A 14,220-nucleotide genomic window follows, 5' to 3' on the forward strand; every position below is an offset into this window, starting at 1 on the left:
GTTAATCTAACTGAAAGAAGGCACGTTGCTCCCTTAGTGATTGAATATTTGAATCTGCATTGTCTGAAGCTAAGGCTTCAGGATCTGTCTCGAATTTACCAAAGCTACGCAAGAAGAATTGGCGTTGACGCAACTCCGATAGGGTTTGCTCAAGCTCTTCCTTTTGAATTTTCTGAACAGATTCAGCCACTTGCTGATGACTGCTGAATGAGCCGTCTCGGTCCAGCTCACGCCAGTAGCGTTGTGAACGAGCGCTCATGGAGGTGTCTGGTTGCAGTAAACGCGAGACCAAACTGGTTTGGTAGCGCTGAATATCCTCGAGCTCCATTGTCGCCAACTCATCTTGCATGCGATCTAAAAACTCACTGAAATGGGATTCCAGTGTAATTGGGTCCGCAACGCTGGACTGAACGATCAAGGCTAAGCCTGGGACATCTCCCATTGGCACATAATTCGAAAAGACGATATAGCCGAACTGTTTTTCGGTTCGCATTTCTGAGTAGAAGGGAGTTGAAATGATTTCGTTTAATAAGGCAACGGCGGCTCGACTGTGCGAAGAGTTGTCTTTACCTTGAAGAAACTGCGTTAGCACCGCATCATGATGGTTTAGTTTAAGGGTTGCTCTTAACTCTTCAGATGCGGGCAACTTTACAACGGGGACTTGAATGGCTGGAATCGCACGAGTCTCGGTTAATAGAGCTTCTTTAACCAAATCAGCCATTGCTAAGCTTGTTTCGGCTTTAAGGTTGCCATGCGCAAGCATACGAACGTCTAATTCAGTATATAGCTCACTGATAAAGTGCTCTAACTCTTCAAGTGAAAGGAGCTCTAGCGCTTCAAGCTTGTCATCTGTGCTCCATCTCGACATTAAAGAAGTGAACAAATGTTGCAAGGACAACTGATAAGGCGTTTCTTGCTGAAGGTTAATAAGCCGCTCTTGAAGCTGCTGTTTCACTTGCATAAAACGCCTGCTGTCCATTTCTGGATGACGCAGAAGCGGGAGTACTTTAGCCAATAATGCCATTTGCTTGTCATTGTAGCCTGAGAGCTGCAGAGATAAGCCACGCATATGAGGGTAGACAGATAAAGACAGCCCAGCCAATGAGGCGTCATAAAGCACTTCATTGAGTTGGTCATTGACCATGCGTGTGTAAAGATCAATCATCACGGCATTGTTGGCACTGGCCATGGCTTGATGCGTCATGAGGGCAACAAAAAAATCCGCACGTGGACGTTCAAACGTTTGGTCTTGTTGATGCCAAAGGCTTATGCCCGGTGAGCTGAGCAATTGCATAGGAATTTCTGGGCTGTCTTCTCGATCAACCAAGGATAGATTTTCTGGAATAAAAGGGTTGAGTGATCTAACAAACAATTGATCGTTTATTGTTGCTGAATGCCAAGATTCCAGATGAGAGTTCAAAATGTCAGACACTTTAAAAGGCGCGTTATAACGACGTTCCGATTGATCGGTTTTCAGCTCTTGGGCCATGAGCGTTAACAGCATATTGTCAGGGTTTAGAAAACTTAGAAATTCTTTGAGGGTATTCTCATCAAAGGTTTCTAATAAAAAGTTAGCTCGCAGTATTTCTTCCGTTGGGTAGCGCTGTTGCATTTGCGCCATGATCATGACGTCGTGAATGGGTTGGCGACGATCGGCAAAAAGAAACTGCAATTCCGCCATGTTGCGCTCTTCGGCATATAAGGACTCATCAATGCCCTTCTCGGCAATCGCGTTCACGAATTCAAAAAAATGGGTGACTACTTGATCGTAATCCTTCATGCCATCTTCTGTTAAAGCAATTGAAACCTGAAAGAGCCCTTCATTATCTAAATCTATGGCCGTAAAAGCGCCAAGCTCGGTGGCGAGGTTTTTTGATTTCAGATACGACAAGAGACTGCCTTCACCTTCATATCCTAACAGGCTGGCAATGTAGTAAAGCGGCTTGTCTCGCCAATGGTCGCGTAATGAGGGCACAGGAAAGCTTAATGAGAGTTGACGCATTTGACGCAGGGTTTGGATTTCAAGCTTTTTGGGTAAGCTGTTTTCTACGAATAGTGGCGCTGTATCAATATAGGCAGATGCATCAAAATCACGAATCTCAGTGAACCGCTCGGTGACAAGCTCCTTGAGTTCTGGAATCGATTGAGGGCCAATCACCACTAAGCTCATGAGGTTTGCAGAGTAATACTGGTTATAAAAATCAATCAGCTCGTCTTGAATATTGCTCCCTTCTCGATCAGAGAGAGAGTGTAAATCGCCTACCGCAAATCGGCTCCAAGCATGCTCAGGGTTCATGATCTGTTTGGTCACTTCATGTTCACGGCGGCGGTCATCACGGCGGCGTGATTGGAACTCAGACTCTACCGCGTGCCGCTCTCGATCAACATACTCAGTGCTAAAAAGAGGATCTATAAAAAAGCGAGAGAAGCGGTCGAGTGCTTCAGGAAGTGCGTTTGGATTAATATCGAAAAAATAGTTGGTGTTTTCATAGGCTGTGAAGGCATTGTGTGAACCACCATTAGAGCTAATAAATGCTTGATAGCTGTCAGCTTCTGGATAGGTCGCTGTTCCCAGAAAAAGCATATGCTCTAAAAAATGTGCAAGACCGGGCCTTTCGATGGGATTGGCATTTGAACCGACGAGAACGTCCATGGACGCAGCCGCTTTTTCGGCCTCAGGATCTGAAATCAACAGAACTTTTAGGCGGTTAGGAAGTTCAAACTGTTCATAGGCGCGAGAATCATACGAACTTTTGATGATGTCATTCGCCAATGCAGGTGTTAGAGAGAAAATGAGTAGTGTACAAACTAAAAAGGGAGCTATCCGTGATTTGTATAACATAATGTACCTGTTAGAACCGAACTGCTTTCATTGACTTAATCTGACTCGGCCAATGCAGGGAAGTTCCTGTCCAAAAATGTGCGTGTGATCGATTGAGTTCTCGGGACTAAATGGAAGGGTATGCTATCAATTCGCGGCAAGACCGCCTATATTTAGTGATTGACTATTCTAACATGTAAAAATAATTTTTTTTAAAAAATCACACGATAGGAGCGTTCATGAGTAAACTGTCATTACCTTTGTTGACCTTATTATTAGGGTTATTTTTCATACCTATGGAGGCCGAAGCTAAACGCTTTGGTGGGGGGCTTAGTGGAGGTAAATCTTACTCTACGCCACAACGTCAAGCGCCAGCTCCTGCGCAACAGCGTCAAGATCAAAATCAACAAACAGGTGCTGCGCAAACGGCTGGTCGTGCTGGTATGGGGGGGATGCTAGGGGGCTTACTTGCAGGTGGGCTTTTAGCTGCACTCTTCATGGGTGGGGCTTTTGATGGTATTCAGTTCATGGATATTTTGTTAATTGCTTTACTTGGTTTTGCCGCTTGGAAGTTGTTTGGCATGTTTAGAGGTCAGGCCCGACAGCAGCAGCCTGCTTATGCAGGGTCAGCACAGGTGCGCACTGAAGTGCCTCGTCAATTCGAGCCAGTAGTACCCGTCAGTAAGCCTGAACCACTGGTGACGAACTTGAACTCCAGCTTTACCGATGCAGAATTGAGCTTACCTGACTGGTTTGATAAAACAGCATTTTTGTCTGGCGCTACGGGACACTTTAAACACTTGCAACGAGCTTGGGATGAAAAAAACTGGGAGGAGATTTCATCCTATACTAGCCCTGAAATGTTGGCTTGGCTGCAATCTCAACCAGCCGAAAATGCTGAACAGTTCACCGAGGTGGTGTCGGTTATGGCTGAATTGGTTAACTTCATCCAAGAAGATGACCATGTTGTAGCGAGTGTTCACTTTTACGGGTGGCTACGCGAAACGCAGGATAGCGATGCGACAGAGTTTAGCGAAGTCTGGCATTTGAACCGCCAGTTAGGCGACCAGCCGAGCGATTGGTTGATAGTGGGTATCCAACAGTCTTAATGTGGCAATTGCTTTAATCGAATAACCACGGAGTCTGATGACTTCGTGGTTATTTTGTTATTAGTGATCTCTTAAAAATACAGGCTTTGCGTCAGTCGACTCTTTTTCTGAAAAATAATAGCCTTCAAGATCAAATGCTTTTAGCTGAGAAGGCTCTTCTATTTTATTTTGAATGACAAATCTTGCCATCAAACCTCTCGCTTTTTTCGCGTAAAAACTAATAATCTTATACTGTCCATTTTTGAGATCTTTAAACTCAGGTGAAATAAGTTGGCCCTTTAACTGCTTCGCTTGCACGGATTTAAAGTATTCATTGGACGCAAGGTTGAGTGTGATCGGGGCAGGGTGTGCTAAGAGTTCTTGGTTCAGGTAGTGAGTAAGGCGTTCTCCCCAAAATGCATATAGGTTTTTATAGTCACCTTTCGTGAACTTGGTGCCCATTTCAAGCCGATAGGGTTGCAGTAGATCCAACGGCCGTAACACACCATAGAGTCCTGACAGAATTCGTAGGTGTGATTGTGCATAATCAAACTCCTCCTCGCTGAAGCTAGCTGCATCTAAACCTGTGTAAACATCCCCTTTGAACGCCAGTAGCGCAGGGCGTGCATTATGGGTGTCATGCAGAGGGTGCCAACTTTCATAGCGAGCGACATTTAAACTTGCAAGCTTGTCACTGAGTGACATCAGTCTTGCGATGTCTTGAACAGAGTATGCGCGCATGTGTTCAATTAACGATTGAGCCGACTCTACGAATAAGGGTTGAGAAGACTTTTGGGTTACAAGGGGCGATTCGTAATCCAGAGTTTTAGCAGGTGATATCAAAATCAACATAAACAGTTATTACTCGCTGATGTGAGGGGTTATCCCCTGAGCAGGTTATTGAGTTCGTCGACAATTTCAGCCCAATCAGAATCGTCTGTGATGGCATCTTTCAGAAAGCTTGCTTGGGCTTCCGTCCAAAAGGTTGCTTCTTCTAGTTTAACACTCGCACTAAATAATTTGTGATTTCGAACGAAGGTCTGTATCTCGGTGTCACTGGCTGGCAATCCTAGTTGTTGGAACAAGGCTTTCATCGTATGTTTTGACGTATCCATCGTAAGCTCCAGAACGTTGTGTTTGCGTACATTGAGTGTTAAAGAAAATCAGTGGTTTGTCAAAATATCAGATTTGTTGATCACCGCAAAAGGCGTTAGCATGAATAACTAGAGCCTAGTCGGTGAAAACTTACTGAATGCGGTTCGAATGTAGTATAGTCCATCGTTCGCAAATCCAACCTGAATGAGTATCAGATGAGTAAAAAAACGGTATTGACCGGTATTACCACGACCGGTATTCCTCATATAGGGAATTATCTTGGCGCCATTTCACCCGCAATTCAAGCCAGTGAAGATCCAGCCTTCAACAGCTTTTTCTTCTTGGCGGATTACCATGCACTGATTAAGTGCCACGACCCTGAGCGGGTTGCGCAGTCCACGCGTGCAATCGCGGCAACCTGGCTGGCGTTAGGTTTAGATACCGATAAAGCCACGTTTTATCGGCAAACTGATATTCATGAGATACCCGAGTTGGCATGGATATTAACCTGCATGACGTCTAAGGGGTTGATGAACCGAGCGCACGCCTATAAAGCGTCGGTCGATGCCAACCGAGACGCAGGTAATGAAGATCTTGATGATGGCGTTACGATGGGGTTGTTTAGTTACCCTATATTAATGGCTGCCGATATTTTAATGTTCAATGCAGACATTATCCCGGTTGGAAAAGACCAAATTCAGCACATTGAGATGGCCCGGGATATCGCCGCTCGCATTAATCATCATTATGAGCCCTTGTTGAATCTACCCGAAGCCAAAGTAGATGAGCAAACGCAGCTTATACCGGGATTAGACGGACGGAAAATGTCGAAGAGTTACGACAATACTATTCCCTTGTTCTCGGACAGCGATACACTTTACAGTTTGATTAAGCAGATCAAAACCGATTCGAAAGGCCCAGGTGAGCCAAAAGATCCTGATACAAGCACCTTGTTTCAGCTGTATAACTGTTTCGCGACGCCATCCGATGCTCATGCCATGCGTGAAAAATTCATCAATGGGATTGCCTGGGGCGATGCTAAAAGAGAGTTGTTCGAATACATCGATCAGCATTTGACCGCTCCTCGTCAGCGCTACATTGAACTGATGCAAGATATGGCATTTGTGGAAAGTGAGCTGCAAAAGGGGGCGATCAAAGCTCGTGAGTTTGCCGCGCCTCTGCTGGATCGGATGCGAATTGCGGTAGGGATACGTCCATTAACCTATGTGGCGCCTGCGCGTGAAAAAATGCCTGTTAAAAAAGAGGTGTCAGAAGAGGCGCTTGAGCGGGCAGAGGCTGGGCGAAAGCGCGCGGTTTTAATGCAAGTGCAGCCTTTGATTGATGGGGTGAAGGCTGCAGAGAACCCTCGCCAAGCGGCAGTAGAGTTAATTCAGCAAAAGGAAATAGAAGTCGAGGGGCTTAAAAAGAAAGCACGCCAGAAAGCACAAAATGAGCTTGATGTCTTGCGCGATGAACTGACTCAATGGCTGGTTTAATTTAAGTATCTTATAAAAGACCCTTATGCCTTTGGCTATAACTGTGTATTCTGCAAATATCCCGTGCAAGCACGGGATATTGATGGTTTTTCGTTAGTTACGAGGCATACGCTTTTTCAACTCAACTGTAAACCGAATGGTTTCTGCCCCCATCGCGGGTAAATTCATTGTCCAGCTGAGTTTTCCAGCGTTGTCTTCTTGCATGACATGGGTGCTCTCAGTTAGCGACCAGGCTTGTTGGAATTGAGCGGACAGATCGACCTGACGACTTTCTCGTGCACTGTTGCTGGCGGTGACTTCATACTGAATAAGAAGGCTATCTTCATTATCAGTAAACATGACTTGTCTGCGTTGTATGCTAAGGTCCATGGCTTGACCAAGGGTTACACTTGCTTCCTCGCCACTGCCTAAGTTTCCAATTGAACCCGCTCCAATAAACTGCATTTCCCCTTCAGTATCGGGTCTAAACACTCGAATGTTGCCAGCTGGTGCTGGGCTGCTGGTGTCCATAATATTCGGAAGGTTGAATCTCAGTTGAATGTTGGGCTGCGCATCGTAGCGCTGGTTGTCCAAGACAGGAATGATCGGAAAGCTATGTTGGTAACTTAACACAGCAGGCAGATCCTGCGCTGAAATGAGCGGAATCAGTTTGTGTTCCTGATTTTTTAACGTGATTTCAGAAGGCCAACGATAAATATAGTATCCCTGTAAGCTACTTGGTTGCACAGGCGCTGCAGATTCATAGCTGTCCGCCATTGCCATGGCGCGCATGATGCGATGAGGCTCTGGATCACCTTGCTTCACATCGCCCGCCATTAAGCGTAAAGAGGCATTGTTAAAGTCGGTACCGGATAAGTTATGAAGACTTGCCAGTCCTTCCAGCGAAAGCGAGCGACCATTTTGTGCAAGATTGATTCTGTAGTCCATCGACCAGCCGAGACCGTGGCTCAGGTAGCTTAGGGTTAGCAAGCCCGGCACTTCTGTTCCCTGGGTTCGAAAACCCAGTACGGGTTGTGCATTCAGCTGAGTAGGAACCTCTTCAAATAAGAAACGCCAAGCGCCGTTGTGTAGGTCAATTGGTTCAACTCGACCGCTTTCTTGTCGAATCAGTGCGCGCAATCCATCTAAACTTAAGAGTGTGACGCGGCTCAGAGTCTCGTCGCCACTCATTGGGTTGCGGTAAGCTAGCGTCACAGGTTTACCAACGTGGGTTTCAAGCAGACGGTCGTAGTTGAGTTGAGCGGGTATTAAGCTTTGCTCAAGCACTTGTCCAGCACCTTGAATTCGAAGTGTTTCAGTCAAAAGTTTTGGACTGACTCCTTCTATATACACCGACTGATTTGCATCCAGTGCTGGGATTGCACGTTGGTCTTGAATGTGTGCCAAGTCTTGGTGGTAAAGAGTTAGAGTGATTTTTTCGGGATCACTGTTCAGCGATAGCTGAGCTTGAGCTAGGGTCGCAAAGGGTGCGCAGAGTAGCGATAAAACAGCTAAACGAGATAAAGTTGCGTTCATGCTTCTGTCCTGAATAATTAAACATTAGGGCGTGAGTTCAAGCGCGACACGGAATCCACGCGTTGAGTCATGAGTGTCAGCTGGGTGTCGATAACGGCTGGATGAACGTGTCACCCGATCAATATCAAACCAGGACCCTCCTCGTAATACTCGATAGTGACAGTTCGGCTGAGTGAGGGCACGTCCATCATTGGGTGCAATCGCATAGGAATCGCTATAGCAGTCCTCTACCCATTCTTCAACGTTACCGTTCATATCGTATAGTCCCCAAGGATTCGCTTGCAGTTGCCCTACAGGAGCCGTTTGTTGGGCGTCCCATTCAGACCCGCAGCCATCACACACTGACATACCCGGCAGCATTTGGTTCCCCCACCAAAAGTCGGTGCTGCTGCCTGCTCTAGCTGAGTACTCCCATTCCGCTTCACTAGGAAGGCGGTAGGTTTTTCCGGTTACTTCACTTAGCCATTGTGTATAAGCTTTCGCGTCAAGCCAGCTGACGTTAATCACTGGGCGCGTTCCACGGCCCCAGCCCTCATCATCGGGAAGAGGGCGTCCCGTGGCATTTGCAAATAGATCATACTCGGCAAAGGTCACCTCATAACGAGACAGCGCAAAGTCTTGCATGATGGACACTTCACGAACAGGGCGCTCGTTATCGTCGCCGATACTGGTCAAATCACCCATTAAAAAAATTCCTTTTCTTATGCGGATCATTTCCGGTCCCATGTCTGTATCACTCACTTGATCTTGCAAGATACCCTCTGGAAACTGTATAGAAGGTGAATCGGATGGCTGCTCAATTTCGACATCGAATGAGGGTGGTTCTTGCTCAATCGCCTCAGGTTGACTGGAATCTTCAGTGTTCGGTTGAGCAAAGGCTTGGGTAGACTGCAGCTCCTTGAGACGAGAAACCTCATCTTCAAGACGATTAAGATCCGATATATTGATAAATAGCCCTAACAGAAAACCGATCACGCCTCCTATTGTTAGTAATAGCAGTCCTTTCATCCAAGACTTGACTTCGAAGGACGAAGGCGTTTTTTTCTTGCCAATGATTAAAGGTTGGAGTGGTTCATCTGCATTGATATCTTGACCATCCTCTTCTAATGAATTTAGCATGGCTTCAGGCGTTGATTCTGAGGAGTCAGGTGTTTGAGAAACTTCATAAAGATCAAAGAGCAGGGTTAGGATTCCAGCATGGCGTTCTTCAGGCTCCGGAACTAAAGACCCCTGCAAGTATTTCCACTGCACTTCGTTGAGAACCGGTGGAGCTTTCGGTTCCCTTTGGTAGCGAGCTCGTTCATCATCTTCTAGCCTAAACAAAGGCTTTTGTGCATAAATCTCATAGGTTAAGGCTGCCAAAGCAAACACATCGCTTTGAATTTGAGAGGCTGTTGATTGAAAGCCTTCTGCTGCTTGATACTGTGAGTATAAAGGTACTTCAGGAAGAAAATCCTGATAGGGGCTGGCTAAGACTTTCCAGTTAATCAGTAGCAGTTTGACGCCCTGATTACGGTTAAGAAAAATTAAATCAGGCCCCAATGTCTGAATGGGCCTGTGCATTTTACTGTGGTAGGCATCAAGGGCTTTTCCCGTTTGTACTACAAGCCCTTGTTTTTGCGATGGTGTTAGATGTTTGAGCTGTTGATCTTTGATTAAATCGGTAAGACGCATGCCATCAACATATTCAAACGCGATGAAATAGGCATTCTGATAACTAAATAAACCATAAAGAGCGAGGGCGTGCTTATGTGTCACTTTACGCAGGAGTATTAATTCTTGACGAAGTGCCTCTATAAAGCCCTCTTGTCGAGTAAGCATCGGTGTTAGGATCAAGATGGAAACACTAGGATGTCCTGCCGCCGTCAGATCTTCTGCTTGCCATATCTCGCCATAGGGCAGGTTTGCCACCACTGAGGCGAGCTTAAACCTGTGTCGTTCAGGGCCAATAATAAGGCCAGGGCGAAAAAGGTCTTGTGTCATTTAAGGATCTCTCAAGTTTTATAGATAAATATAGTGTTGAAGTTGCCTACAAGCCTCCATTGCTATCCATAATAAATACAATAATGTTCTTAATTAGGAATGCTGCCAATCCAAGTCCAAGCGCAAAAAATAAAATTAATGTCCCAAATTTTCCTGCTTTGGATTTTTTGGCTAAATCATAAATAATAAAAAAGATAAACCCTGCAAATACCAATAATCCAATATTCAATGCTATGGCTTCTACTTCAGCGAGACGCATTTAAGATTCCTCTAGGGGTTAAAAAGTGTTTATTCTACGCATTAATCTAGAGGTTAAACAGGCCTGTTTACTAGGGCTTTAGAGCCGATGGCTCGACTAATGGCTTAGTACTTAGCATTGAACACAAGCGTTACTCGCGTTTATCATGAATAGCACTTCATTCACTTCCACATCCGTTAAAGGCGAAGGTATGCCCAATTCTAAACGCGCGCGGCTGCACTCATTAGGATTTGCAAGTGCGCTTCGTGAGACTTTCAGAGAAGGTTATTCTCGTCATGATTTTTTTCGGGACTTAGTGGCGGGAGTGACGGTCGGTATTATTGCAATTCCATTGGCGATGGCATTAGCGATTGCCAGTGGAGTCTCTCCAGAATATGGTCTATATACAGCGATTATTGCAGGATTTTTGATTGCTCTCAGTGGCGGCTCACGTTACAGCATATCAGGGCCAACAGCTGCATTCGTGGTGATTCTTTACCCCGTTACCCAAACATTTGGCTTGGCGGGCCTCTTGGTGGCAACCTTGATGGCAGGCGCGATTCTAGTGGCGTTGGCTGTTGCTCGTTTAGGGCGTTTAATTGAGTATATTCCTGAGTCGGTGACCTTGGGGTTTACATCGGGGATCGCGATAGTGATTGCCGTTTTACAGCTCAAAGACTTTTTTGGCTTGGAAGTGGACGCCTCTTCCGAGGCATTTATTGAGCGCTTAATCGATTTGATAGTCGCTTTGCCTGGATTAAATTTGGCAAATACCTGTGTCGCGGCTTTAACCTTAGGTATTTTGATTGTTTGGCCAAGATTAAAGCTTCCAATCCCAGGGCATTTGCCCGCCATTATTATTGGGGCGCTGCTGGCTGCCATTTTTATTCAATTGGGTTGGAGTGTGGACACCATTGGCAGCCGTTTTAGTTACGAATTGCCTGATGGGCAAATCGGTAGTGGTATTCCACCGTTTTTGCCCTCATTTGAATGGCCATGGATGCGTCCAGGCCCAAATGGGGAGCCGTTAGAATGGAGTTGGGCAACGATAAGAGCTTTACTCCCAGCCGCCTTTTCTATTGCGATGCTTGGTGCGATTGAGTCTCTATTGTGTGCGGTTGTTCTCGATGGTATGAGTGGGCGTCGCCATCATGCCAATGGTGAATTGCTGGGGCAAGGGATTGGTAATTTAGCGGCCCCTTTCTTCGGTGGTATTACAGCAACGGCTGCAATTGCGCGTTCGGCTACGAACTATAAAGCGGGCGCTAAGTCGCCAATTTCAAGCATGATTCATGCTTTAGTGGTGCTGGCCGGGTTGTTGGTTTTGGCCCCCATGTTGTCTTGGCTACCCATGGCCAGCATGGCCGCCTTGTTAGTGATGGTTGCGTGGAATATGAGCGAAGCCCCTAAAGTAGTGGCACTGCTTAAGCGCGCACCAAAAGGCGATGTTCTTGTCTTGTTAACCTGTTTGTCGCTAACCGTGTTGTTTGACATGGTATTGGCTATTTCAGCGGGTATCGTGATGGCATCTTTGCTGTTCATGCGGGATTTGGCCGGTATGACTCGCTTTAGTGATATCACGCAACAGCGCAAGCATGTACCCAATGGTGTTCCGGAAGGTTGGAAAGTTTTAAAAGTATCCGGTCCCTTGTTTTTCGCAGCCGCTGAGCGTGTCTTTGATGAACTTGCAGCCTATGTTCGCGATCAGCAGGGTGTTGTCTTATACATGGATGGGGTTCCACTGTTAGATGCGGGTGGTTTGCATGGTTTTGAGCGTTTTGTGGAGTTTTGTCATACCCACAACGTTCATGTGATCACGGCTGATTTGCAATTCCAGCCATTGAGGACGATGGCAAGAGCTGGCATAAAGCCTGCGCCTGGGTGTCAGTTTTCACCGACGCTGGAAGAGGCATTAGTGCTCATGAACAATACAGCCCATCCTTGATGGGCTCTTTTAGGCATTGACACTCAAATACTCAGGTTCATAATTTATGAGCCAATTTTGTACCTCATGTCCTGGCATGGGTTTAGCGAAATAATAGCCTTGAAGAAACTCGCAACCAAGTCGTAATAGAATTCTTCTCTGCTCTTCTGTTTCCACGCCTTCCGCGATTAAGCGAAGTTTTAAACTGCGTGCCATGGCAATGATGGCTGTAACGAGTTCAACGTCATCTGAGTCAGACGTGAGATCACGGACAAATTCTTTGTCGATTTTGAGGCTATCAATAGGGAAACGTTTTAAATAGCTTAATGATGAATAGCCCGTTCCAAAATCGTCTATGGCAAGGTGAACACCTAAGTTTTTGATGGACTCCAAACGGATAATGGTTGTATCACTGTTGTCGAGTAACAGACTTTCGGTAATTTCTAACACAAGATAACTAGGATCGAATTGATGTTTAGACAGCAGCGCACCTAAGCGCTTTTCATTCATTCCCAGATCAAGTTGCCGACGCGAAAGATTCACTGAAATATAGAGTTTTTGACCTTGATTATGCCAGCTTTTCGCATTCATTAGGGCTGTGTCGAGAACCCATTCACCAATTGGACCGATTAAACCAGACTCTTCAGCAACGGGAATGAACTTATCGGGTGGAATGTTACCCAGCGTTGGATGATGCCAGCGTAATAGAGCTTCGAATCCCGTGACACGCCCCGTTCGAGATCTTACCAAGGGTTGGAAGTGCAATGAGAGTTGGTTGAGTTCCAAGGCATTTCTAAGGTGTTGCTCTGTTTCCATCAACTCAGCGGCATGCTCTTGTAAACTTTTAGTAAAAAACATGAACTGGTTGCGGCCAGATTGCTTGGCGCGATACATGGCTAGGTCGGCATCGCGCAATAAGTTGTCAGATGAGTCATCATCATTTGGGTAGAGTGCAATACCGATACTGGCACCAATCACGATTTCGCGCCCACTTAACTGAAAAGGAGCTGAGAGGGTATGAATCACTTTATCGGCCACATGGGCGGCATCACTTTCAGAACTGATGTTATGCAACAGCATAACAAACTCATCGCCGCCAAATCGAGCAATGGTATCGCTTTCCCTTACACAGTTTTTTAAGCGTTTGCTGACCATGCTTAGCAATTCATCGCCTGTGCTGTGGCCAAGTGAATCGTTCACATTTTTGAACCGATCAAGATCAATAAACATGACAGCAATTGTTTGACAGTCCCGCTCAGCAGTGCGTATTGCAACATCGAGTCGATCCATCAAAAGAGTCCGGTTGGGTAATTCAGTTAGGCTATCGTAGTAGGCTTGATGCTTAAAAGCTGACTCAAGGTGGTCGCTCACTACTTCGTTAGTAATAGTTTCAGTTGCATTCAAAGGGGGCGTTGCTGGTTGACGTCGTTGTGTTAAAAAGAGAACAGAGAATATGGAGAGTAATAATCCTGAAAAACTTAAATAAAATACTTTGTTGGTCCTCATTATTTTTTGATGTTGATCAAGAATATATTGGTCAATAATATTGAGTGAATGAGTTAAGTCTAACGCGAAAAACTCTTTTTTTAATGTGTCAAGTTGATAGGTCATGGCAAAGTAGTCTGCAATTCCGAGATGACTTTGAATGAGACGCTGCGTTAAATGCTTTATATGCTCCGCTGTTAATTGCTTTTGATGAGCCGTATGCGAAAAACTCTCTAAGAGTGTGATCAGCTTGGGATCATTGTTGGAGATGAGTGAAGAGTAATCACGTGGTTTAAGTAACATCGGGGCTTGGATAGTTTGCTCCTGCTTGGAGGAAATATCCTGTGTGTAAGCGTTAAGTAATTGCTCTGTAATGTTTTTTTCAAGCGTTATTGTGTCTTGATACAGTCGGCTTATCAAAAAGTGATAGTCTGACACTTGACGATGATCAGACAGTTGAGATGGCACCCAAAGTGTAATCCCTGTTAGGAGTAGCAGGGTTAAAATGGCTAAAAATAAATTGCTTGTTTTATTTAACATGTACACGCGCTGTTATTTGAATTATTAGTGGCAAA

At 45.6% G+C, this 14,220-nt stretch carries 10 protein-coding genes; 3 read left to right on the forward strand and 7 right to left on the reverse strand.

The window, feature by feature from the left end:
* Position 1: 1 nt before the first annotated feature.
* Complete coding sequence (locus DN062_RS01190) at positions 2-2,842, reverse strand: insulinase family protein (protein WP_112156770.1); 2,841 nt, start codon at positions 2,840-2,842, stop codon at positions 2-4.
* 218 nt (positions 2,843-3,060) lie between these two features.
* On the opposite strand from DN062_RS01190, the gene DN062_RS01195 reads away from it, so the two are divergent.
* Positions 3,061-3,930, forward strand: coding sequence for a Tim44 domain-containing protein (locus DN062_RS01195; protein ID WP_112156772.1), 870 nt, complete (start codon positions 3,061-3,063; stop codon positions 3,928-3,930).
* A gap of 60 nt (positions 3,931-3,990) precedes the next feature.
* On the opposite strand, the gene yaaA is transcribed toward DN062_RS01195, so the two are convergent.
* The gene (yaaA, locus tag DN062_RS01200) at positions 3,991-4,761 is read right to left on the reverse strand and encodes a peroxide stress protein YaaA (protein ID WP_112156774.1); all 771 of its coding nucleotides are present in this window, start codon (positions 4,759-4,761) and stop codon (positions 3,991-3,993) included.
* 29 nt (positions 4,762-4,790) lie between these two features.
* Positions 4,791-5,024: a DUF2789 domain-containing protein gene (locus DN062_RS01205; RefSeq protein ID WP_112156776.1), complete on the reverse strand. Its 234-nt coding sequence runs from the start codon at positions 5,022-5,024 to the stop codon at positions 4,791-4,793.
* A gap of 195 nt (positions 5,025-5,219) precedes the next feature.
* Here DN062_RS01205 and trpS point away from each other — a divergent pair, with 195 nt between their 5' ends.
* The gene (gene trpS / locus DN062_RS01210; protein WP_112156778.1) at positions 5,220-6,500 is read left to right on the forward strand and encodes a tryptophan--tRNA ligase; all 1,281 of its coding nucleotides are present in this window, start codon (positions 5,220-5,222) and stop codon (positions 6,498-6,500) included.
* A gap of 93 nt (positions 6,501-6,593) precedes the next feature.
* On the opposite strand, the gene DN062_RS01215 is transcribed toward trpS, so the two are convergent.
* Genes DN062_RS01215 through DN062_RS01225 form a run of 3 tightly spaced genes read right to left on the reverse strand, consistent with a single transcriptional unit; the run spans position 6,594 to position 10,257 of the window.
* Positions 6,594-8,015, reverse strand: a complete 1,422-nt coding sequence (locus tag DN062_RS01215) for a DUF4139 domain-containing protein (protein ID WP_112156780.1) — start codon at positions 8,013-8,015, stop codon at positions 6,594-6,596.
* A gap of 24 nt (positions 8,016-8,039) precedes the next feature.
* Positions 8,040-9,998, reverse strand: coding sequence for an SUMF1/EgtB/PvdO family nonheme iron enzyme (locus DN062_RS01220; RefSeq protein WP_112156782.1), 1,959 nt, complete (start codon positions 9,996-9,998; stop codon positions 8,040-8,042).
* Between the two features lie 46 nt (positions 9,999-10,044).
* Positions 10,045-10,257: a DUF2788 domain-containing protein gene (locus tag DN062_RS01225; RefSeq protein WP_112156784.1), complete on the reverse strand. Its 213-nt coding sequence runs from the start codon at positions 10,255-10,257 to the stop codon at positions 10,045-10,047.
* Positions 10,258-10,447: 190 nt separating this feature from the next.
* On the opposite strand from DN062_RS01225, the gene dauA reads away from it, so the two are divergent.
* Entirely contained in the window at positions 10,448-12,181 is a 1,734-nt protein-coding gene (gene dauA / locus DN062_RS01230) for a C4-dicarboxylic acid transporter DauA (protein WP_112156786.1), read from the forward strand.
* 9 nt (positions 12,182-12,190) lie between these two features.
* On the opposite strand, the gene DN062_RS01235 is transcribed toward dauA, so the two are convergent.
* Positions 12,191-14,185, reverse strand: coding sequence for a putative bifunctional diguanylate cyclase/phosphodiesterase (locus DN062_RS01235; RefSeq protein ID WP_112156788.1), 1,995 nt, complete (start codon positions 14,183-14,185; stop codon positions 12,191-12,193).
* Between the last annotated feature and the right edge of the window lie 35 nt (positions 14,186-14,220).

Origin of the sequence: Nitrincola tibetensis, from assembly GCF_003284585.1 — a bacterium.
Taxonomy (GTDB): domain Bacteria; phylum Pseudomonadota; class Gammaproteobacteria; order Pseudomonadales; family Balneatricaceae; genus Nitrincola; species Nitrincola tibetensis.